Genomic DNA, 22,161 nt, shown 5'->3' on the forward strand with positions numbered 1-22,161 from the left:
GCGCATGAACCCCCGATTTGGCGAGCGTCCGCCGAAAACCCGAACCCAGTCGCGAAAGCCCGCGCCGACGCCGGTCGGCGCTTACGGCTGTCTGGTCGTGGCCATCATCGGGGTGGTGCTGGCCGTGGGGCTGGCGGTGGTCTTCCTGTGGGACGTGAACCAGCACTGAGCCTTGCCATTGCAGGCTGGATGGCGAACATGGGGCCATGTTCGGGGTTCCAAAGCTGGGGCGGCGCAGCCGTCCGTTTCTGATCGTCTTTCTGGTGCTGTGCCTGCTGCCGATCGGCGGGGTGCTGGTCCATGCGGTTCTTCCGCCGCCGATGACGGTGCTGATGCTGCAGCAGCTGGTCGGCGGAAAGGGTCTGGACTACCGCTGGCGCGGCCTGAACGACATCTCGCCCAACCTCGTCTATTCGGCCATCGGCGCCGAGGACGCGCGCTTCTGTTCGCACAGCGGCTTCGACTTCAAGGCCATCCAGAAGGCGCTGGACCACAATGATGCCAATTCTTCTGGAGGGGGCGGCAAGATCCGCGGCGGTTCGACCATCAGCCAGCAGACCGCCAAGAACGTCTTTCTCTGGCCGTCGCGTGACTGGGTCCGGAAGGGTCTGGAGGCGGGCTACACCGTCCTGATCGAAGGCGTCTGGGGCAAGCGCCGGATCATGGAGACCTATCTGAACGTCGCCGAATGGGCGCCGGGCGTCTATGGCGCGGAAGCCGCCTCTCAGCACTGGTTCGGCAAGTCCGCGCGCGATCTGACGCCGCAGCAGGCGGCGCGTCTGGCGGCCATCCTGCCCAGCCCGCGTCGCTATGACGCCGCCAAACCCGGCCCCTATGTCCGTCGCCGCGCGGCGCGCATCCAGGCGGCGGCCCGGGCTGTGCGGGTTCAGGGTCTGGGGACCTGCGTCTATCCTCGCTGATCAGGCCCCGGTCGCCGGCCGGGGTTGACGGAACCGGCGACGAGGCCTCCGATGCCGGCCTTGCTGGAGAGGGTCTCATGAAAACGCATCTGTTGGGCGCCGTCGCCGCCTGCGCTCTTGGACTGGCCGCCTGCGCCACGACCGCTGACCGCGCCGCCGACGCCGCGGCATTGGCCGACGAGGCCGCTGCGGATGCCGCCGCCGCCGGCGGCGAAGCCGCCGCACCCGCCGTCGCCGAACAGCCCGTGACCGCCGAGGGCGCGACCGCCTTTATCGCCGAGGCCGAGACGAAGCTGGCCACGATCAGCGAATACCAGCAGCGCGTCGCCTGGACCCGGGCGACCAACATCACCTTCGACACCATGTGGCTGGAGGCCAAGGTCAACGCCGAGGTGACCGAGCTGCAGGTCCAGCTGGCCAATGAGGCCGCGCGCTTCAACGACGTCGAGGTCCCCGCCGACGTGCGCCGCAAGCTGAACCTGCTGCGGCTCGGCATCGTCCTGCCGGCGCCCAACCGTCCGGGCGCGGCGGCGGAGCTGGCCCAGATCACGACGCGTCTGGACTCGACCTATTCGACCGGCAAGTTCGAGTTCAAGGGCAAGGAAATCACCCTCGACGACGCCAATGTCCTGATCGCCGAAAGCCGCGATCCGGCCGAGACCAAGGCCCTGTATGAAGGCTGGCGCACCATCTCGCCAGTGATGAAACCCGACTATGCGCGGATGGTCGAGATCGCCAACGAAGGTTCGCGCGAGCTGGGCTTCGCCGACACCGGGGCCATGTGGCGCGCCGGCTATGACATGCCGCCGGATGATTTTGCGAAGGAGACGGACCGCCTGTGGGAACAGGTGAAGCCCTTCTATGTGAACCTGCACTGCTATGTCCGGGCGCGTTTGAACGCCAAATACGGTGATGCGGTCCAGCCGAAGACCGGCCCGATCCGTGCCGACCTCCTGGGCAATATGTGGTCGCAGCAGTGGGGCAATATCTATGACGTGGTCGCCCCGGCGACCGGTGGTCAGAGCAGCTACGACCTGACCAAGCTCCTGACCGACGCCGACTATGACGCGACGAAGATGGTTCAGACGGGGGAGGGCTTCTACAAGTCTCTGGGTCTCGCGCCCCTGCCCCAGACCTTCTGGGAGCGCTCCCAGATCGTGCGGCCCCGCGATCGCGAGGTCGTCTGCCACGCCTCGGCCTGGGACGTCGACAACCTCGAGGACGTGCGCATCAAGATGTGCACCCAGGTCAATGCCGACGACTTCTACACCGTGCACCACGAGCTGGGGCACAACTACTATCAGCGCGCCTACAAGGATCAGCCCATGCTGTTCCGCAACGGGGCCAACGACGGTTTCCACGAGGCGATCGGCGACTTCATCGGCCTGTCGGCCCTGACACCGACCTATCTGAACCAGATCGGGCTTCTGAAGACGACGCCGGGCGCGGATGAGGACATCCCCTTCCTGCTCAAGATGGCGCTGGACAAGATCGCCTTCCTGCCGTTCGGCCTGATGGTCGACCGCTGGCGCTGGGGCGTGTTCGCGGGCGAGACGACGCCCGATCAGTACAACGCCGCCTGGAACGCGGACATGCTGAAATATCAGGGACTTGTCGCGCCGGGACCACGTCCCGCCGACGCCTTCGATCCGGGCGCCAAATATCACGTGCCGGCCGCGGTGCCCTATACCCGCTACTTCCTGGCCGCGATCTATCAGTTCCAGTTCCAGCGCGCGGCCTGCAAGATGGAGGGCTGGACCGGCCCGCTGCACCGCTGCTCGACCTATGGCAACACCGAGGTGGGACAGCGCTTCAACGCCATGCTGGAGATGGGACAGTCGAAGCCTTGGCCGGAGGCCATGCAGGCGTTCACCGGCGAGACCGGCAATGACGCCACGGCCATCATCGACTATTTCGCCCCGCTGAACGCCTGGCTGACCGAGCAGAACCGCGGCAAGGACTGCGGCTGGTCGGAGACCTGAGGCGCCCTGGTTTCGCCTTCCCGCCTGTAACCTAAGTTACGCCGCCGGAACGCGATTCCGGCGGCGTTAACCCTGCGCGGTACGGCTTCCCTTAACCGCCTTCACGGTATGGCTTCGCGATTGCGGGCCCGTGCGCCCGTTTGGGGACGTGCGAAAAGGCCATGGGCGTCGGAAACTGGATCAAGCGGCAGGCGTTGGGCGCGCGGACGTTCGCCCGTCGGTTCGGCGCTTCCACGCGCGGCAATGTGGCGATGATCTTCGCCATCAGCCTGCCGATCCTGGTGATGATCACCATGGGCGGGGTGGACATCAACCGCGCCGCCACCGTGCGGGTGAACCTGCAGGATGCGCTGGACGCCGCGACCCTGGCCGCCGCCCGTTCGACCGCGACCACGGACGCGGACCTGACCACGATCGGCACCAAGGCCCTGAAGGCCAATCTGCAGAACTATCCCGACATCAACCTGGCCAATGCGACCTTCACCCTGAGCGCGGACCAGATCGTCATCGCCAACGCCACGGTCAATGTGAAGACCCTGGTCGCCAACATCGTCCTGCCGCCCTACGGCAAGCTGCTGGACGACACCCTGCCGGTCGGGGCCCATTCCGAGGTTAACCGGTCGTCCAAGAACATCGAGGTCGGGCTGGTGCTCGACATCACCGGCTCCATGGCCGGCCAGCGCATCGCCGACCTGAAGACCGCCGCCGCCCAGCTGGTCGACATCGTCGTCCAGGCCCAGCAGACGCCCTACTACACCCGCATGGCCATCGTGCCCTATTCGATCGGGGTGAACGTCGGCAGCTACGCCAACGCCGCGCGCGGCACGCCGGCGACCTATGTGAACATCACCGGCGCGTCCTGGAGTGTCGGGACCTCGAAGGTCGTCACCGGCATCAGCAAGGCCAATCCGGCCGTGGTGACGGCCGTCGCCCATGGCTTCAGCACCGGCGACACCGTCTGGATCACCGGTCTGGACAGCGGCAACAACAGCGGGACCAAATATTCCACGCTGAACAACGCCGCCTATGTCGTTACGAAGATCGACGCCAACAGCTTCTCGATCAAGACGGCGGCCGGCGCCAACGTCAACACCAGCGGTTTCCGGACCTTCGTCAGCGTCACCGCCGGCGTCGTCACCAAATGCCAGGTCACCGATTGCTCGATCGTGGTCACGGCGGCGAACCACGGCCTGCAGGCGACGACGACCGACACGGGCGATACCCGCCCGACGACCGTCTATCTGACCGACGTCACGGGTCTGACCTCGGGGACCAGTTCGCTGGTCAATAATCAGGGCTTCGAGATTGGCAACGTCACCACCAACACCTTCTCCATCGGCGTGAACGGTACGGGATACGTCCCCTACGTCTCGGGCGGCAAGGCCTGGTGCGGCATGGACGGTTGTCAGTATCGCGTCTTCCGCAACGACAACGGCGGAACCCTGACCTCCTTCCAGACGAGCACCTGTGTGTCGGAACGGGTCGGCAGCCAGCGCTACACCGACGCCAGCCCGGCGAGCTACAAGGTCGGCCGCAACTACGCCTCGACCAACAATCCCTGCCCCTCGGCGACTATCCAGCCGCTGACGGACAACAAGACCACGCTGAAGAATCTGATCAGCGGCCTGACGGTCACCGGGTCGACGGCGGGCCAGATCGGTCTGGCCTGGGGCTGGTATACGGTGTCGCCGAACTTCAACACCCTGTGGTCCGGCAACCCGGCCGGGGCCAATGTGCCGCGCGACACCCTGAAGGCCGTCATCCTGATGACCGACGGCGACTTCAACTCCCCCTACTGCACGGGAGTCCTGGCCGGCGACGCGGGCTCGGGTTCGGGCAGCAGCTCGGACCACATCAACTGCAACGCCACCAACGGCGACCCCTTCACCCAGGCGGCCAACCTCTGCGACGCGATCAAGGCCCAGAACATCGTGGTCTATACGGTTGGCTTCAGCGTGACCGCCGGCAGCCAGGCGGCCGAAATTCTGAAGGACTGCGCCACCAGCCCCGACTACGCCTTCCTGCCGGCCTCGGGCGCCGACCTGACAGACGACTTCGCCGCCATCGGCCGCGACATCACCCGATTGAGAATCTCCAAGTAGCGGCGAAGAGCCGCTTCTTCGAGGGGCGCTTCGCGCGGCGCTACGTTCGCGACGCGGTCGCTCACTGCTTGAGCGCCAGAATTCTCACGCATCAAAAAGAAACGGCGCGTCCTTCGGGACGCGCCGTTTTGCATTCCAGAAGATCCTCCGGACTCAGATCAACCTGATTTCCTTCAGGCGCTCCATCAGGAAGTCCTCGGCCATGATGGACTTGCCGGCGTAGCGGTCCGGGTTCTCCGGCGTGATGGTCGAGGGCAGGGTCTCGATCACATAGTCCGGGTTGAAATGCAGGAAGAAGGGCGTCGAATAGCGGGCGAAGCCGCGACGTTCCGGGGCCGGATTGACCACCCGGTGGGTCGTCGAGGGCAGGACGTGGTTGGTCAGCCGCTGCAGCATGTCGCCGATGTTGACGACCAGGGCGCCCGGCGGCGGGGCGATGGCCAGCCAATGGCCGTCGGCGTCCTTGAGCTGCAGCCCGGCCTCCTCGGCGCCGAGCAGCAGGGTGATGACATTGATGTCCTCATGGGCGCCGGCGCGGACGCCGGGCGCGTCCAGCGGCACGGGCGGATAGTGGAGCATGCGCAGAACGCTGTTGCCCATCTCGACCTTGTCCTCGAAGAAGTCGTCGCCGAGCTCCAGATAGTGGGCGATGGCCTTGAGGAGCTTGCGACCGAGCGCGTCGAGCGCCTCGAACATGCCGTACAGGTGGTCGCGGAAGCCCTCGACCTCGGTCGGCCACAGGTTGGCGCGCATATATTTGCCGTAGGCGTGGCCGGCCGGCAGTTCGCGGCCGGTGTGCCAGAACTCCTTGAGGTCGACGGTCTTGGCGTCCTTGGCCGCCTCGACGCCGAAGGGGGTCAGACCGCGCGCGCCGCCGGTGCCCGGCATGTGGTAGGCGCGCTTGACCTCCTCCGGCAGGGCGAAGAAGGCCTTGGCGTCGGCGATGGCCGCCTGGATCACGTCCTCGTCAAGGCCATGGTCGGCGATGACCGCGAAGCCGTAGCGCTTGAAGGAGTTCCCCAGGTCGTCGCTGAAGCCCTGGAAGTCGGTGTCATAGCGCGACATCGACACGGGCTGTATGGCGCCGAGCGTCGAGGTGGCTTCGGTGTCGGAAGTCTGGGGTGTGGAGCTCACGGGCGGGCCTTCAGATCGAAATACGGACGGTTCCATACGCCCTAACGCCCGAAATTGGCAGAGCGGCGCCCAAAGCCGGTCCGTTCATCTCCGGGTCAGGCGGGAACCTTCACAGTAAGATCACGTTCCCCGGGTCTATGGGGACTGCACGACAAGAAGGATTTCAGATCATGCGCACCAATTTCATCGTCGCCGGCGTCGGCGTTCTGGCCATGCTGGGCGCCACCGCCTGCACCACCACCGATCCTTACAGCTCGACGCCTCGCCGCAACAACACGGGCACGGGCGTCATCGCAGGCGCTCTGGGCGGGGCGGTGCTCGGCTATCTGACCAACACCTCCAACGGCGAACAGGGCCGCAAGAACGCCCTGATCGGCGCGGGCATCGGCGCCCTGGGCGGCGCGGCCGTGGGTCAGTACATGGACCGTCAGCAGCGCGAACTGGAAGGCCAGCTGTCGGGCTCGGGCGTCGGGGTGGCTCGTCAGGGCGACAATCTGGTCCTGCGCATGCCGTCGGACGTGACCTTCGCCACCAATCAGTCGAACATCAACCCGCGCTTCGACGCCACCCTGGCCGACGTCGCGGCGGTGCTGCAACGCTATGACCAGTCGCTGGTCGACATCGTGGGCCACACCGACTCGAGCGGCGGAGACGCCATCAACCAGCCGCTCAGCGAGCGCCGCGCCGTCTCGGTCGCCGACGCCCTGATCCGCAACGGCGTCCAGCGTGAACGGCTCTATGTCGCCGGCAACAGCTCGCGTACGCCGGTGGCTTCGAACGACACGCCGGAGGGCCGCGCCCAGAACCGTCGGGTCGAGATCCTGATCCGCCCGTTCCGCGGCTGACGCGGCGGTCGACGACCTGATCGAAAGGGCGACGCTTCGGCGTCGCCTTTTTTGATTCCTCACACCGTTCCGTGACTTGAACGATTCAGACGCCCGTGATCATTAACCGTGTCGATCGACTCGGGGGAGCGCGATGCCGTCTGATCTGGAAGAAATGGCGCACGGACTGCGACTGGTCGCGGTCGCCGTCGTTTCCGCCGTGATCACCGCCACCGCCGTGATCGGCGCAGGTCACCTCTGGATCGCCCGATACGCCTCTTCCACCGACGCCGTCGTGACGTCCGTTTCCGCGCCTTCCGAACAGGCGGCGCTGGTCCGCACGGCCGGCTGAGTTCCGATCCGCTTGCGGGAATCAGGGTCTGGGGGCCAGATGCCCCGGTGAGCGTCCAACCCATCCCCTCCGTCCGAGGCTGCGCCCTGATCGGCGCGGGCGGCCATGCGCGCGTCGTCGCCGCGACCCTGGCGCGGCTGGGCCTGTCGCTGGAGGCGGTGTTCGACGCCGATCCGGCCCGGGCCGGGGCTCTGCTGGGCGGTGTCGCGATCGCCGCCGACGCCGGTCGGACGGACATCCCCCTGCACATCGCCATCGGATCGAACGCGGCGCGGCGCCGGATCGCGGCGTCGCGGCCGGGCGCCATCTGGCTGAGCCTGGTCCATCCGGACGCGCGCCTGGCGCCCGGGGTCGAGGTCGGCGAGGGCGCGCTGATCGGCATGGGCGCCCTGATCCAGACCGGCGCCCGCATCGGCCGCCACGCCATCATCAACACCGGCGCCGTGGTCGAGCACGACAACCGTATCGGCGATTTCGCCCATGTGGCGCCGGGCGCCGTTCTGGCCGGGGATGTCGTCGTGGGCGAAGCGGCCCTGATCGGGGCGGGCGCCGTCATCCTGCCGGGTCTGCATATCGGCGTGGGCGCTGTGGTCGGGGCGGGAGCGGTCGTCACCCGTCCGGTCGGCGAGGGCGAGACGGTGACGGGCGCCCCGGCCCGGGTGACGGCGAGATCATGAGCGAACGGATCCCCCTCTCCGCGCCCGACATGGGCGAGGCCGAGCGCCGGCTGTTGCTGGAGACCTATGACGCCGGCTGGGTGTCCTCGGTCGGACCGGTGGTCGAGCGGTTCGAGCGGGAGTTCGCCGCCTCGGTGGGTCTGGCCCACGCCACGGCGGTCGCCTCGGGCACGGCGGCCCTGCACCTGGCCCTGGCCATGCTGGACCTCAAACCCGGCGATGCGGTGATCGCCCCCAGCCTGACCTTCATCGGCGGCGTCGCCCCGATCCTGCATGCGGGCGCCACGCCGATCTTCGTCGATGTCGAGGCCGACAGCTGGAACCTGGACCCGCGTCTGCTGGACGACGCCTTCGTCCGCGCCGAGGCGCAAGGTCTGACCGTGCGCGCCATCGTCCCCGCCGACCTCTATGGCCAGTGCTGCGACATCGACGCCATCCGCGGCGTCGCCGACGCCCGGGGCGTGCCGGTCATTCTGGATTCCGCCGAGGCCGTGGGGGCGACCCTGAACGGGAGGCCCGCCGGGCAGGGGGCGCTGGCCGCGGCCTATTCCTTCAACGGCAACAAGATCATCACCACGGGCGGCGGCGGGATGCTGGCTTCCGACGATGCGGCCCTGATCGCCCGGGCCCGCTATCTGGCCACGGCGGCGCGCCAGCCGGCGGTCCACTACGAACACACCGAGGTGGGCTTCAACTATCGCCTGTCCAGCCTGTCAGCGGCGGTGGGGGTGGCCCAGCTGGGCTCGCTGGAGGCGCGGGTGGCGCGGCGTCGGGCCATCTTCGATCGCTATGTCGCGGCTCTGGGCGATCTGCCGGGTCTGGGCTTCGCGCCCGAGGCGCCGGGCCGCCGGCACAGCCGCTGGCTGACGGTGATCCAGCTGGATCCCGCGACGGCGAAGGCCCGGCCACGCGACCTGATGAAGGCCCTGGAGGCGGCCATTATCGAAAGCCGCCCGGCCTGGAAGCCCATGCATCTGCAGCCGGTCTTCTCCGATACGCCGATGATCGGCGGGGCGGTCGCCGAGCGGATCTATGACCGGGGCCTGTGCCTGCCGTCGGGCAGCGGCCTGACCGATGCGGAGATCGACCGCGTCTGCGCCGTCATCCGGGTCACCCTGGGCTAGCGCCGAACGCAGAAACGCCGGCCACGCTGTCGCGGGGCCGGCGTTTCGAAGTCTTCGACATCCGAAGACCGTCGGGGCCTGCGGGAGCAGGCCCCTCGGGACTTAGAAGTTGATGTCGATGGTGGCGCGGCGGTTCAGCGGCTCGCGGACACCGTCGGCGGTGGCGCGGGCCAGCTGGGTTTCGCCCTTGCCGTCCAGCGAGATCACGCCGCCGGCGACGCCTTGAGCGACCAGGGCGTCAGCCGTGGTGCGGGCGCGGCGGTTCGACAGGCCGATGTTGTAGGCGGCCGAACCCGAGGTGTCGGCGTGACCGACGACCAGGATACGGGTCGGGTTACCCGACTTGGCGTAGCTGGCGGCGGCGGTGATCACGTCGCGGGCTTGCGGGGTCAGGTCCGAACGATCCCAGTCGAAGTAGACGACGAACTGGCGCGGGGTCGGACGTTGGACCGGCGGCGGGGGCGGCGGGGGCGGAGGCGGCGGAGCCACGACCGGCGGGGGCGGCGGGGGCGGCGGGGGAGGCGGCGGCGGGGCCGGCTCGGCGCCGAAGGCGTACCGCAGACCCAGGGTCACGGTGTGGCTGTTGTCGTAGTCGCCCGCGAAGGTGCCCTGGTTGTAGGCCGCGACCGAGGTGGTCGAGGCGAACTCGGCGTCGCCGGTCAGGTAGCGGTAGGTCAGGTCGATGTTGGCGCGGTCCGAGATGGCCCAGGCCAGACCGGCGATGGCTTGCGCGGCGAACTTGGTCGAGCTGTCATCGGCCGAGAAGCCGACGGCACGGTTGTTGCGCAGGCGACCGACGACGTCGGTGTTGACGTGGTTCACGCCGGCGCCGATGCCGACGAAGGGACGAATGCCCCAACCCGACCAGCCGAAGTCATAGATGACATTGGCCATCAGGGTGGTGGATTCGATATCGCCTTCCGGCGAATAGCAGGGACCGGTCGCGGGCGTGATGTTGCACACGCCGTTGGTTCCGGAGGCGGCGCGGACGGTGCCGACGTCGCCCGAGCGGTAGCCGCCTTCGAGTTCAACCCGCCAGTTGGGGTTGAAGCGGTAGCCCAGACGGGCGAACGCGGCCCAGCCGTCGTTGACTTCAAAATTGAAGTTGTTGCCGGTGGTTTGGGATTCGGCGTTGATGCCGTCTTCCATGTGGTGGTAGCCGGCGTCGATCGCACCGTACCAGCCGTCGGGCTCGGCCGAGGCGGCGCCGGCTGCGAACAGCCCTGCCACCGCGACGCCGGCGAGAAGTTTCAACTTCATGTTTCTGGGACCCTCGTTCTCAATGAATTGCCGAAAGCCGACGCTTCCGCGCGGCGCTCGAGGACCCAAACCAAACCAACCTTTGATGGTTCCCCACAATCGTTCGGGAATGTGGCGGGTGTGGCGCCGTTTCAACACAGAGTCCCGCTGCGCCAATCGAGGAGGCTCTTGGCTTACGTCGCGGCGCCGGCGTAGATGGGCGGAAAATTCACGGGAGAATGACTATGGCGATCCGGTTCGACGGCAAGGTGGCGATCGTGACGGGGGCCGGCGGTGGTCTGGGCCGCGAGCACGCCCTGGCGCTGGCCGCGCGCGGGGCCAGGGTGGTCGTCAACGATCTGGGCGCGGCGCGCGACGGATCGGGCGGTTCCTCGGCGGCGGCGGAGTCCGTGGTGGCAGAGATCATCGCCGCGGGCGGCGAAGCCATGGCCAACGGCGCTTCGGTCACCGACGCCGAAGCGGTCCAGGCCATGGTCGACGCGGCCGTCGCCAAATGGGGCTCGGTCGATATCCTGATCAACAACGCCGGCGTCCTGCGCGACAAGTCCTTCGCCAAGATGACGCTGGAAGACTTCCGCTTCGTCGTCGACGTCCACCTGATGGGGGCGGTCAACTGCACCAAGGCGGTGTGGGACGGCATGCGCGAGCGCAATTACGGCCGGATCGTGATGACGACCTCGTCCTCGGGCCTCTACGGCAATTTCGGCCAGGCCAACTACGGCGCGGCCAAGATGGCCTTGGTCGGCTTCATGCAGACCCTGTCGATCGAGGGCGCCAAGAACAACATCAAGGTCAACTGCCTGGCCCCGACCGCCCACACCCGAATGACCGAGGACCTGGGCGCCGCCCTGCCGCTGGAGGCCCTGGGGCCGGAGCTTGTCTCGCCGGGCCTGCTGTATCTCGTGTCTGAAGAGGCCCCGACCCGGGTCATCCTCGGCGCCGGCGCCGGCGGCTTCGAACGCGCCTATGTGACGATCACCCAGGGCGACTTCGCCGTCGGCCCCGACGCCCTGGAACAGGTCGCCGCCCGCTTCGACGCCATCTCGGACCGCACCGGCGAAATCGTCCCGGAAATGGGCGGCGCCCAGGGCATGATCGAATTGACCAAGGCGCAGAAACACCATTCCTGAGCGTCACGCCTTGCGTTGACGTGACGGCAGGCCGCTAGAGAATTTCATCGATCGCCGAACCGGCCGCAGAAGCCGGGGGCGACACCAGAGGAACCCGCGCTCAAGCAGCAGGCGACCGCGTCGCCTGCGGTAGCGCACAGGAGAACATCATGCGTGAAGCCGTCATCGTCTCGACCGCCCGGACCCCCATCGGGCGCGCCTATCGCGGCGCATTCAACGACACCCAGGGCCAGCAGCTCGGCGCCCACGCCGTGAAGCACGCCGTGGCCCGCGCCGGCATCGACCCGGCTGAGGTCGAGGACGTGGTCATGGGGGCGGCCCTGCAGCAGGGCTCGACCGGCACCAATGTGGCGCGCCAGATCGCCCTGGCCGCCGGCCTGCCGTCCAGCGTGCCCGGCATGACCATCGACCGCCAATGCGCCTCGGGCCTGATGGGCATCGCCACGGCGGCCAAACAGGTGGTCGTCGATCAGCAGAAGGTCGCGGTCGGCGGCGGTCTGGAGTCGATCTCGCTGGTCCAGAACCAGCACATGAACCTATACAAGATGAAGGACGAGGCGCTGCTCAAGCTCTCGCCGCACATCTATATGTCGATGCTGGAGACCGCCGAGGTGGTCGCTCGCCGCTACGGCATCAGCCGCGACCGCCAGGACGAATACGCCCTGCAGTCGCAGCAGCGCACCGCCGCCGCCCAGGAAGCCGGGCGCTTCGACGCCGAGATCGTGCCGATGACCTCGACCATGCTGGTCATGGACAAGGCCACGGGGCAGACGTCGTCGAAGGAAGTCACCCTGTCCAAGGACGAGGGCAACCGCGCCGACACCACCCTGGAAGGGCTGCAGTCGCTCAAGCCGGTCTTCGGCGGCGGCGAGGAAATCCAGCAGGGCGAGTTCATCACCGCCGGCAATGCGTCGCAGCTGTCGGACGGCGCCTCGGCCTCGGTGATCATGGAGGCCGGCGAGGCCGTCCGTCACGGCCTGCAGCCGCTCGGCGCCTATCGCGGTATGGTGGTCGCCGGTTGCGAGCCCGACGAGATGGGCATCGGCCCGATCTACGCCGTGCCCAAGCTGCTCAAGCGTCACGGCCTGACCATGGACGACATCGGCATCTGGGAGCTGAACGAGGCCTTCGCCGTGCAGGTGCTGTACTGCGCGGACACCCTGGGCATCCCGATGGATCGCCTGAACGTCTCGGGCGGCGCCATCTCCATCGGCCACCCCTACGGCATGTCCGGGGCCCGGATGACCGGTCACGTCCTGATCGAGGGCAAGCGTCGCGGCGCGAAGTACGGCGTGGTGACCATGTGCATCGGCGGCGGTCAGGGCGCGGCGGGTCTGTTCGAGATTTATTGAGCAAACCCTTCCCCATCCGGAGGATTTAGGAGCCCTCTCCCTATGGGAGAGGGCTTTTGCTTTCGAGGTACCGCCGGTGCTCCTCGTCCATCTTGGCCTGCCAGCGGGTGCGCAGGCGGGCCGGGCGTTCGGGATAGCGGTCGTCGAGGAAGGTCGCCTCGACCACCCGGTCGGTGCGGAAGGTGCGGAAGTCCTGACGCGTCTCGCACCAGGCAATGAGCAGCCGCACCGTCTCGCGATAGCCGATCAGGAAGGGCCAGACGGTGCGTAATGAGGCCCGGTCCTGCTCGTCGCGATAGTCCAGCGTCAGCTTGCGGCCCGAGCGGATCCAAGTGCGGACTTGGGCCATGTCCAGCCGATCCTCCTTGGCCCCCGCCCAGGTCGGTCCGGAGGTGACCGAAGGTTCCAGCACCACGGGGCGCAGCCGTTCGGGCACGCTGGCGGCGATCTTGGCGACCAGGTCACGGGCGGCGCGGGCCAGGGCCGGATCGCCGCGCGACGCCACCCACTGGGCGCCCAGAACCGCCGCCTCGATCTCGTCGGACGTCAGCATCAGGGGCGGCATGTCGAAGCCGCTGTCCAGCACATAGCCGATGCCCGCCTCGCCCCGGATCGGCACCCGCTGCCCCATCAGGGCGGCGATGTCGCGATAGACGCTGCGCTTGGACGTCTCGAGCTCGATCGCGATCGTATCCGCCGTCACCGGCTGGGACGAGCGGCGCAGCATCTGCACGATCTGGAACAGGCGGTCGGCGCGTCTCATTGTTGGGCCCTAACGCTCGCCCCGCCGGGGCTCGCTGCTTGAGGGCGCTTCTGAACCCTCGCTGCTGACAGCATGCTGGCAGCAGGGTGGCAGTAGTCAAGTTTCACCGCGCTGAAGCAGCGCAGTTGGAGGAGACACACAGATGCTGACGCTGTTCCACGCCCCGATGTCCCGGTCCTCGCGCCTCGTCTGGCTGATCGAGGAACTGGGGGCCGACGCTGACATCCGCTACTGCGACATCCGCCGGATGGACGGTTCGGGCGGCCGCGATCCCGCCAATCCGCACCCGGACGGCAAGGTTCCGGCCCTGATCCACGACGGCGCCCTGATCACCGAATGTGCCGCCGTGGCTCTCTACCTGATCGACCTGTTTCCGGAGGCGGAAATGGGTGCGCCCGTCGGTCATCGCGACCGCGGCGAGTTCCTGACCTGGCTGGCCTGGGGCGCGGGCGAGATGGAGCCGGTTCTGGGCCCGAGGCTCGGCGGCCATATCCCGACAGATCCGTATTCGGTGCGCCGCTATGAGGATATGGTCGACCGTCTGCTGGATCGGCTGTGGAGCGCGCCTTACCTGATGGGCGACCGGTTCTCGGCCGCCGACGTCATGATCGGCTCGACCCTGATGTGGGCCCGCGCTCATCTGCCGGAAAGCCCGACGCTGGATGCCTATATCGCCAGAATCGAGAACCGGCCGGCGCGGCTGCGGGCCATGGCAAGGGACGGGGATATGGCCGCCATGACCTCGAATCGCGCCGCCTAGGCTTCTTCAGGCGGCGTGCTGTTCCTGATGAAAGGGCGCGTCGCCGTTGCCGTCGATCGGGATCGACGTCAGGCACTGGACGTAGTCGTCGCGCCAGATCGAGACGTCGGTGTCGCGCACCACCTTCATCAGGGCGGTCCATTTGCGGATCCGCTCCTCGATCGGCATGGTCAGGGCCTTCTTGATCGCGTCCGACAGTTCCTCGCGGCTGAACGGATTGACCAGCAGGGCCTCGCCCATCTGTTCGGCGGCGCCGGCGAAGCGCGACAGGATCAGGACGCCGGGATCCTCGGGGTTCTGGGCCGCGACATATTCCTTGGCCACCAGGTTCATCCCGTCGCGCAAGGGAGTCACCAGACCGACCCGGGCGGCGCGATAGATGCCGGCCAGCTGGTCGCGGCGATAGCCCCGGTTCAGATAGCGGATCGGCTGCCAGTCCATGTCGGCGTATTCGCCGTTGATCCGCCCGGCCAGGGCGTCGAGCCGGGCGCGGATGTCCTGATAGGTATCGACATCGTCACGTGAGATCGGGGTGACCTGGACGAGGAAGACGTCGCCGCGGGTGGCGGGGTTGTCGTGCAGGAACTGCTCATAGCCGAGCATCCGTTCCTCCAGCCCCTTCGAATAGTCGAGCCGGTCGACACCCACGATCATCGACCGGAAGGCCGCCGAGGCCGCCATCCGGTCATAGGTGCGATTGCCCTGGGCGGAATCACGGGCGGCGATGAAGCCATCGACGTCGATGCCGATCGGGAAGACGCCCGCCTGGACCGTGCGGCCGAAACATTCCAGCCCGCCGTCGCCGACCAGTTCGCCGCGCGCCTCGGACACGACGTAATCGCGGAACAGATCCAGCCACTCCTCGGTCTGGAAGCCGATCAGGTCATAGGCGAAGAGCGATTCCACCAGCCTGCGGTGGTGGGGCAGGGTCACCAGCAGCTGACGCACCGGCCAGGGGGTATGCAGGAAGAAGCCGATCCGGTTGGTGATCCCCAGACGGCGCAGATCCCGCGCGATCGGGATCAGGTGGTAGTCGTGGATCCAGATGACGTCCTCGGGCTGGATCAGGGGCGCCAGCACCTCGGCGAAGCGCCGGTTCACCCGCTCATAACCCTCGCCATACGTCCGCTCATAGGCCGTCAGATCGACCCTGTGGTGGAACAGGGGCCACAGGGTCTTGTTGGCGTAGCCGTTATAATATTCGTCGACGTCCTGGGCTTCCAGGTCGACCAGGGCGACGGTGACGCCGGCCCGATCCTCCATCTTCAGTTCGCCTGTGAACTGGTCGACGGTTTCCCCGGACCAGCCGAACCATAGGCCGTCATATTTTCTGAGCGCGGCGGAAAGGGCCATGGCGAGACCGCCGGCCGAGCCCGCGGCCGGGTCGGAGGGAGCCGAGACCCGGTTGGACACAACGATTAGACGTGACATGGCCGACGGAACGCTGCGGTTCCGCTTTGGATGCAACGCAACATCGTGAAGCCAAGCGGGGCTGTTTGTGACCGTTCGGGGGTTGACGCGATTTCGCCTTGTTCACTCGCGGGTTAGCGTCTCGATCCCTAACGTACGTCGGTCCACGACCGGCTGAGCAGGATGGCGCAATTGATGATCCCGACCAGGGAATAGGTCTGCGGATAGTTGCCCCACAGCTCGTCGTCGCCCAGCGAGATGTCCTCGCTGAGCAGGCCAGCATGGGTGCGTCGCGACAGCATCTGTTCGAAGATTTCGCGCGCCTCCGCGTCGCGGCCGTTCTGGTGCAGGGCCTCGATGAACCAGAAGGTGCAGAAGTTGAACGCCGTCTCCGGCTCGCCGAAGTCGTCGGGAATGACATAGCGGAAGAGGTAGGGACCCTTCTTCAGGTCGCGTTCGATGGCGTTGAAGGTCGCGACCTGACGCGGGTCCATGGCGTCCAGGAAGCCGAGATCGACCAACTGGAGCAGGCTGGCGTCCAGCTCGTCGCCGCCGAAACTGGCGCCGAACCGGCCCTCCTCGGGAATGTAGGTCTCACGTTCGATCCGTTCACGGATGATCGCCGCGCGTTGGGTCCAGGTGTTGGCCCGATCCTCCAGATGCAGGTGATGCGCGGCCTTGGCCAGACGGTCGCAGGCGGCCCAGCACATCACCGAGGAATAGGTGTGGACGCGGGCGATGGTGCGGAACTCCCACAGGCCGGCGTCGACCTGGTCGTGCATGGCGAAGGCGCGCTCGCCGACCTTCTCCAGCGCATAGAAGTCGTCGATCGTGCCGGGCCGCAGCAGGCGGGTGTCGTAGAAGCTCTGAACCAGAGGCAGGACGATCTGCCCGTAGACGTCATGCTGGAGGTGCTCGCGCGCCTGGTTGCCGACGCGGACCGGCTCCATGCCGCGATAGCCCGCGACGGAGGTGACGATCCGCTCGTCGATATCCTCCTCCAGCCCGACGCCATAGACCGGCTGGACATGGCCGCCCGCCGACTGGTCGACGAGGTTACGCAGATAGACGAGGTAGTTCTCGAGGATGTCCACCGCGCCCAGACGGTTCAGCGCCCGCACCGTGTAATAGGCGTCGCGGACCCAGCAATACCGGTAGTCCCAGTTGCGGCCGCTCTCGGGGAACTCCGGCACGGAGGTGGTCATGGCCGCGACGATCGCGCCCGTTTCCTCGAAGGCGCAGAGCTTGAGCGTGATGGCCGAGCGGATCACCGCGTCCTGATAGTCGAGCGGGATGTAGAGGGTGCGGACCCAGTTCTTCCAATAGGCGATGGTCCGGTCCAGGGTCGCCGAGACGCCGGGGCCGACCTCCTGATCATAGCCCTCGTCCGGGCCGAGGAAGAAGGTCAGGGGACGTTCGAGACGGAAGGTCCGTTCGTCGAGGATGTGGGACACCGGGCAGTCGGTGGTCAGCCTCAGGGTGACGTCGGCGCACAGATAGCGGATATGGTTCGAGCCGTGGGTGGTCTCCGCCCGGCGCGCGCCCCAGTCGGCCGAGGGCCTGAGCCGGACCGTGATCCGGGGCGATCCGCCGAGCGGGCGGACGATGCGCCCGAAGGCGAGGGGGCGGTAGGTGCGCGAATGCTTGGGGTGGCGGGGGGCGAAGTCGATGATCTCGACCGAGGCGCCGTCCTCGGCGGTCAGGACCGTCCGCAACACGGGCGTGTTGCGGATATAGTCCTGCGAGACGTGCTTCAGCCCCTCCAGCTCGACCGACCAGAAGCCATGGTCGGGCGTCTCGCCGTTCATCAGGGCCGAAAAAACGGGGTCGCCGTCGATGCGCGGGGCGCAGGCCCAGACATATCGGCCCCTGCGATCGATCAGGGCGCTGATTGAGCAGTTGCCGATGGGGGCGAGGTCGACGGAGGGCTTGAGCGGCGGCAGGTCGGTCATGCCTCGACCTCTTCGCGCGCCGGAGCATGGCGATCGGCCGCGGCCTCCAGCCAATCCAGCACCTCGGGCACCCCATCCAGCCGATAGCGGGCGGCGGTCTCGCGTATCGGTCCGACAAGGACGCCGAAGCCGCCCAGGGCCTCGGCGGCGCGGAAGGCGTGCTCGTCGGTCAGGTCGTCGCCGAACATCACCGGAGTCCCGCCCGCGAAGGGCGGCTCCGCCATGAAGGCGGTCAGGGCCGTGCCCTTGTCGGTTCCCGGCGTCTTGACCTCGAAGACGAGTTCGCCCGGCTGTACGGCCAGACCCGTCTCTTCCGCCAGACGGCGGGCCAGGTGTTCGGCGTCGGCGGCGGCGTCGGGCGCCCCGCGATAGTGGAGACCGGCCGAGACGGCCTTGTCCTCGACGATCACCCCGGGCCTTTCGGCGGCGAAGGCGTGGAAGGCAGCGACCACGGACCGCACCGCCGGGTCCGCCGGTCGGGTTGCGACCGCGCCGTCAGCGCGACGGATCGTCAGGCCGTGCACCCCGGACGCTACGGGCGAGGCGCTCTCGGTGATCCGGTCGATCTCGGACAGGGTGCGCCCGCTGATGATCGCCAGACGGCCGTCGAGCGCCTTCACCAGCCGGCGCAGGATCGCGGTCCGGCGCGGGTCGGCGACCACCTCGTCCGGCGTCGGCGCCAGGGGGGCCAGCACGCCGTCCATGTCCAGGAACAGGGCCAGCCGCTGGATATCCAGCGGCGGGGCAGAAAGGATTCGGGACGCGTTTCCGGCGTTGGACGTCATGGGTTCTCGATCTGTCTGGCAGCCCCTTGGGGGCGATAACGCGCCACGACGGCAAAGGTTGGCGAACATCCGGGGGTTTGTCGAAATTCCACCGCCGGGCCAGCCTTCCGGGAGGCCGTCCTGGCGCAGTTGGCCGAACATCGGGGCAAGCTACGCCTTTCCGTAGCATTGTGCCCAACCCCATATTGGGGCAATTCGCGCCCAAAGCAGCGAGGCGTGGCGACCGTTCCGGCGGCGCGGCGACCCTTGCAAGGATTAGAGTATGACCGCCGACCATTCGCCTTCGACGCCCGACCAGATCGCTTCCATGACGGACCGCGCGCGCGAGGTGATCCAGCTCAATATCGAAGCCCTGCAGGCGCTTGAGCGCACCGTCGACACCTCGGTGGCGCGCGCCTGCGACGTCATTCTGTCGCGGCCCGGCTACGTGGTCGTCACGGGCATGGGCAAGTCGGGCCATATCGGCGGCAAGATCGCCGCGACCCTGGCCTCGACCGGGACCAACGCCTTCTTCGTCCATCCCGCGGAAATGAGCCACGGCGACCTGGGCATGTTGCGCGAGGACTGCACCCTTCTGGCCATCTCGGCCTCCGGCGAGAGCCGCGAGTTGCGTGACCCGCTGATCTTCTGCCAGCGCAACAACATCCCGGTCATCGGCATGACCCAGCGCGGATCCAGCTTCCTGGCCCGGATGTCGGCCGTGCCCCTGATCATGCCCCAGGTCGCCGAGGCCTGTCCCAACGGCCTGGCCCCGACCACCTCGACCCTGATGACGCTCGCGCTCGGCGACGCCCTGGCCATGGTGCTGATGGACCGGCGTCAGTTCACCGCCACCGATTTCGGCCTGCATCACCCCGGCGGATCGCTGGGCATGAGCCTGCAGAGCGTGCGCGAGTGGATGGGCGACAACCACGCCCCGCCGGCCAGCGTGGACCTGGACGCCGACTTCACCGAGGTGGTCTCGGCCATCACCGCGGGCCGCAAGGGCGCGGTCGCCGTGCTGAATGCCGATGGAACCCTGGCGGGGATCATCACTGACGGCGACGTCCGCCGCGCCTTTTCCAACGACATCAGCGCCATCACGGCCGCCGACATCATGAGCCGCAATCCCAAGATCGTCAGTCCCGACCAGAGGATGAGCGATGTCGTCGACCTTCTGTCGGCCAACAAGATCGCCACCTTGTTCGTCGTCGAGAATGATCGTCCCGTGGCCATCGTCCATATCGCCGAACTGATGCAGGCGGGGTATGTTTCGTAAGCGGGACGTGTCGGGGGCGCGCCGGGTGGGCGCGATGATCACGCCATGACGGAAGACATTCTGTTCGACGCCAGCCGGCTTGTCAGCCGGACCGAGCGCAGTTCGCCGACGGGGGTGGACCGCGTGTGCCTGGCCTATGCCGAATGGCTGCTGGACCGGCCCGACGTGCGCATGATCCCGGTGCGCAGCAAGCATGACCGTCTGGTCGCCGTGGATCCGGTGTGGTTCCGCGACAGCGTCCGACAACTCCGCTCACGCTGGAGCGGCGCAGTGACCCAGCCCATGCCGGAGGCGGCGTCGCGGCTTCTGGACGCCCTGAACGACGGCGGTCCGGTCGCCCGTTCGGTGCTGAGCCCGGCCCCGGCGCCCGATGTCGGCGATCGCAACGCCGGTCGGCGGCTGCGCGTGTGGAAACAGTTCTTCCGCTCCAGCCGCCTGTCGGAGCTCCCTGCCGGGCGTCACTATTTCAATGTCGGTCACACCAGCCTGAACACCCCTGACATCCTGGCCTCGCTGAGGGCCCACGGTGTGGACACGGTGGTGCTGCTGCACGATCTGATCCCGATCACCCATCCGGAGTTCTGCCGCCCCGGCGATGGCGACAAGCACAGGGTCAGGGTTCTGACGGCGCTGAAGTACGCTTCGCGCATTCTGGTGAACTCCCGCTATACGGCCCATGAGCTGATGCGGTTCGCGGATCAGGAGGGGCTAGAGGCGCCGCCGATCGACGCCATTCACCTGGGACTGGAGACGGGTCTGGTCGCCAGACCGGCCGCGACCCCGACGCCGCGCCCCTATTTCGTTCACGTCGGCACCATCGAGGCGCGAAAGAACCTGGCCTTCCTCCTGACCATCTGGCGGCGGTTGGAGGAGATGATGGGCGACAAGGCGCCGCGTCTGGTCCTGGTCGGTCGTTACGGCTGGGAGAATGAGGCGGTGCTCGACCATCTGGAACGCTCGCCCAATCTGCGCGGGCTGGTGCATCAGGCCTCCAACCTGCCCGACAGCGCGCTGGCGACCCTGGTGTCCAACGCCCAGGCGGTGGTGGCGCCGTCCTCGGTCGAGGGCTTCGACCTGCCCGCGGTCGAGGCCTGCGCCCTGGGCGTGCCCCTGATCGCCTCGGACATTCCGGCGCATCGCGAACTGGTGCCCCAGGCCGAGCTGATCGATCCGTTGGACGGCCTCGGCTGGCTGGCGGCGCTCGAGCGGGCCACGTTGAAGAAGCCCGAGGCTCCCGCCTATCGCGCCCCGACCTGGGACGACCATTTCGCCGAGGTCGCCCGAACGCTGGGGCTCAAGCCCGCCGGGGCCTGATCACGCCGCCTTCGCCAGGCTCGTCCCGACTCCCGCCAGGATTTCCAGCGAGCGGACGCGGTCGGCGTGGGACCAGATCTGGCTGGTGATCATCAGCTCGTCGGCGCCGGTCCGGGCGATGAAGGCCTCCAGTCCCTGCCGCACGGTTTCGGGCGAACCGACGGCGGAACAGGACAGGGCGTTGGCGATCATGCCGCGCGCGCCCGCATCCAGCCCCGCCTCATAGTTCTCGACCGGGGGCGGCAGCTTGCCCGGGCGGCCCGAGCGCAGATTGACGAAGGCCTGCTGCATCGAGCTGAACAGCAGCTTCGCCTCCTCGTCGGTCTGGGCGGCGAAGACGTTGAAGCCGGCCATCACATAGGGCTCGGACAGATATTCCGACGGCCGGAAGGTCTCGCGATAGATGCGGATGGCGTTCATCAGGTCGCCGGGCGCGAAATGGCTGGCGAAGGCGTAGGGCAGACCCAGATGGGCCGCCAGCTGGGCGCCATAGGTGGAGGAACCGAGGATCCAGACGGGCACGGCCTGACCCTCGCCGGGGTTGGCGCGAATGGCCTGATGCTCTTCCGCCGGCCTGAACCAGTGCAGCAGCTCCATCACGTCCTGGGGGAAGGCGTCGACGTCGCCCTGAAGCGTGCGGCGCAGGGCCCGGGCCGTGGCCTGATCCGATCCGGGCGCACGACCCAGACCCAGATCGATCCGGCCCGGATAGAGGGCGTTCAGGGTGCCGAACTGCTCGGCGATCACGAGAGGCGCATGGTTGGGCAGCATGACCCCGCCGGCCCCGACGCGGATCGTCTTTGTCGCCGCCGCCACCGCCCCGATCACCACCGAGGTCGCCGCCGAGGCGATGCCCGCCATGTTGTGGTGCTCGGCCAGCCAGTAGCGGTGATAGCCCAGCCGCTCGGCGGTCTTCGCCAGATCGATGCTGTTGGCCAGGGCCTGTGACACGTCGGAGCCCTGCGGCACCGGGGCGAGGTCGAGGATGGAGAGCTTGGTCATGGCGGGGATATGGGGTGGGCTGGAGAGCCCGCAACAGCGACTGTTGCACGAGTTCGCCCA

20 protein-coding genes are annotated in these 22,161 nt (G+C 67.6%); 13 read left to right on the plus strand and 7 right to left on the minus strand.

What is annotated here, in order from left to right:
- Window positions 1-4 precede the first annotated feature (4 nt).
- From ACW172_RS09395 to ACW172_RS09410, 4 genes are all read left to right on the plus strand, one after another.
- A complete protein-coding gene (locus ACW172_RS09395) occupies window positions 5-169 on the plus strand; it encodes a hypothetical protein (RefSeq protein WP_492034783.1) in 165 nt (54 codons plus the stop codon).
- A gap of 37 nt (window positions 170-206) precedes the next feature.
- Entirely contained in the window at window positions 207-920 is a 714-nt protein-coding gene (mtgA, locus tag ACW172_RS09400) for a monofunctional biosynthetic peptidoglycan transglycosylase (RefSeq protein WP_492034784.1), read from the plus strand.
- 77 nt (window positions 921-997) lie between these two features.
- Window positions 998-2,902, plus strand: a complete 1,905-nt coding sequence (locus tag ACW172_RS09405) for a M2 family metallopeptidase (protein WP_492034785.1) — start codon at window positions 998-1,000, stop codon at window positions 2,900-2,902.
- Window positions 2,903-3,063: 161 nt separating this feature from the next.
- Window positions 3,064-5,004 carry a TadE/TadG family type IV pilus assembly protein gene (locus ACW172_RS09410; protein WP_492034786.1) on the plus strand — a complete coding sequence of 647 codons (1,941 nt, stop codon included), beginning with the start codon at window positions 3,064-3,066 and terminating at the stop codon, window positions 5,002-5,004.
- Between the two features lie 153 nt (window positions 5,005-5,157).
- Here ACW172_RS09410 and ACW172_RS09415 read toward each other — a convergent pair whose 3' ends face one another.
- Complete coding sequence (locus ACW172_RS09415; RefSeq protein ID WP_492034964.1) at window positions 5,158-6,069, minus strand: isopenicillin N synthase family dioxygenase; 912 nt, start codon at window positions 6,067-6,069, stop codon at window positions 5,158-5,160.
- 239 nt (window positions 6,070-6,308) lie between these two features.
- Between ACW172_RS09415 and ACW172_RS09420 the strand changes: the two genes are divergently transcribed.
- The 4 genes from ACW172_RS09420 (at window position 6,309) to ACW172_RS09435 (ending at window position 9,115) form a co-directional block, all read left to right on the plus strand.
- Window positions 6,309-6,983, plus strand: a complete 675-nt coding sequence (locus tag ACW172_RS09420) for a YiaD family glycine zipper/OmpA-like lipoprotein (RefSeq protein ID WP_492034787.1) — start codon at window positions 6,309-6,311, stop codon at window positions 6,981-6,983.
- Window positions 6,984-7,116: 133 nt separating this feature from the next.
- Window positions 7,117-7,314 (plus strand): hypothetical protein, encoded by a 198-nt coding sequence (locus tag ACW172_RS09425; protein ID WP_492034788.1) that lies wholly within the window; start codon window positions 7,117-7,119, stop codon window positions 7,312-7,314.
- A gap of 47 nt (window positions 7,315-7,361) precedes the next feature.
- Window positions 7,362-7,991: a NeuD/PglB/VioB family sugar acetyltransferase gene (locus ACW172_RS09430; protein ID WP_492034789.1), complete on the plus strand. Its 630-nt coding sequence runs from the start codon at window positions 7,362-7,364 to the stop codon at window positions 7,989-7,991.
- Window positions 7,988-9,115 carry a DegT/DnrJ/EryC1/StrS family aminotransferase gene (locus tag ACW172_RS09435; protein WP_492034790.1) on the plus strand — a complete coding sequence of 376 codons (1,128 nt, stop codon included), beginning with the start codon at window positions 7,988-7,990 and terminating at the stop codon, window positions 9,113-9,115. Before ACW172_RS09430 ends, ACW172_RS09435 begins: the two co-directional genes overlap by 4 nt.
- Before the next feature lie 102 nt (window positions 9,116-9,217).
- Here ACW172_RS09435 and ACW172_RS09440 read toward each other — a convergent pair whose 3' ends face one another.
- The gene (locus tag ACW172_RS09440) at window positions 9,218-10,375 is read right to left on the minus strand and encodes an OmpA family protein (RefSeq protein WP_492034791.1); all 1,158 of its coding nucleotides are present in this window, start codon (window positions 10,373-10,375) and stop codon (window positions 9,218-9,220) included.
- A gap of 224 nt (window positions 10,376-10,599) precedes the next feature.
- On the opposite strand from ACW172_RS09440, the gene ACW172_RS09445 reads away from it, so the two are divergent.
- Together ACW172_RS09445 and ACW172_RS09450 are read left to right on the plus strand one after the other, a co-directional pair.
- Window positions 10,600-11,505: an SDR family NAD(P)-dependent oxidoreductase gene (locus ACW172_RS09445; protein ID WP_492034792.1), complete on the plus strand. Its 906-nt coding sequence runs from the start codon at window positions 10,600-10,602 to the stop codon at window positions 11,503-11,505.
- Window positions 11,506-11,654: 149 nt separating this feature from the next.
- Window positions 11,655-12,857, plus strand: a complete 1,203-nt coding sequence (locus ACW172_RS09450; RefSeq protein ID WP_492034793.1) for an acetyl-CoA C-acyltransferase — start codon at window positions 11,655-11,657, stop codon at window positions 12,855-12,857.
- A 40-nt stretch (window positions 12,858-12,897) separates the two neighbouring features.
- On the opposite strand, the gene ACW172_RS09455 is transcribed toward ACW172_RS09450, so the two are convergent.
- The gene (locus ACW172_RS09455; protein WP_492034794.1) at window positions 12,898-13,620 is read right to left on the minus strand and encodes a helix-turn-helix transcriptional regulator; all 723 of its coding nucleotides are present in this window, start codon (window positions 13,618-13,620) and stop codon (window positions 12,898-12,900) included.
- 142 nt (window positions 13,621-13,762) lie between these two features.
- Here ACW172_RS09455 and ACW172_RS09460 point away from each other — a divergent pair, with 142 nt between their 5' ends.
- Window positions 13,763-14,380 carry a glutathione S-transferase family protein gene (locus tag ACW172_RS09460; protein WP_492034795.1) on the plus strand — a complete coding sequence of 206 codons (618 nt, stop codon included), beginning with the start codon at window positions 13,763-13,765 and terminating at the stop codon, window positions 14,378-14,380.
- Window positions 14,381-14,386: 6 nt separating this feature from the next.
- Here the strand turns inward: ACW172_RS09460 and ACW172_RS09465 are convergent, their stop codons facing one another.
- From ACW172_RS09465 to otsB, 3 genes are all read right to left on the minus strand, one after another.
- Window positions 14,387-15,811 carry an alpha,alpha-trehalose-phosphate synthase (UDP-forming) gene (locus ACW172_RS09465; protein WP_492034796.1) on the minus strand — a complete coding sequence of 475 codons (1,425 nt, stop codon included), beginning with the start codon at window positions 15,809-15,811 and terminating at the stop codon, window positions 14,387-14,389.
- Between the two features lie 128 nt (window positions 15,812-15,939).
- Entirely contained in the window at window positions 15,940-17,742 is a 1,803-nt protein-coding gene (locus tag ACW172_RS09470; protein ID WP_492034797.1) for a glycoside hydrolase family 15 protein, read from the minus strand.
- Window positions 17,739-18,527, minus strand: coding sequence for a trehalose-phosphatase (otsB, locus tag ACW172_RS09475; protein WP_492034798.1), 789 nt, complete (start codon window positions 18,525-18,527; stop codon window positions 17,739-17,741). The genes ACW172_RS09470 and otsB overlap by 4 nt, the downstream gene beginning before the upstream one ends.
- A gap of 262 nt (window positions 18,528-18,789) precedes the next feature.
- Here otsB and ACW172_RS09480 point away from each other — a divergent pair, with 262 nt between their 5' ends.
- Together ACW172_RS09480 and ACW172_RS09485 are read left to right on the plus strand one after the other, a co-directional pair.
- Complete coding sequence (locus ACW172_RS09480; RefSeq protein ID WP_492034799.1) at window positions 18,790-19,785, plus strand: KpsF/GutQ family sugar-phosphate isomerase; 996 nt, start codon at window positions 18,790-18,792, stop codon at window positions 19,783-19,785.
- A gap of 45 nt (window positions 19,786-19,830) precedes the next feature.
- Window positions 19,831-21,099, plus strand: coding sequence for a glycosyltransferase family 4 protein (locus ACW172_RS09485; RefSeq protein WP_492034800.1), 1,269 nt, complete (start codon window positions 19,831-19,833; stop codon window positions 21,097-21,099).
- On the opposite strand, the gene ACW172_RS09490 is transcribed toward ACW172_RS09485, so the two are convergent.
- The gene (locus ACW172_RS09490) at window positions 21,100-22,101 is read right to left on the minus strand and encodes an LLM class flavin-dependent oxidoreductase (RefSeq protein WP_492034801.1); all 1,002 of its coding nucleotides are present in this window, start codon (window positions 22,099-22,101) and stop codon (window positions 21,100-21,102) included.
- Window positions 22,102-22,161: the final 60 nt, after the last annotated feature.

The organism is Brevundimonas sp. ALps5, assembly GCF_058681645.1.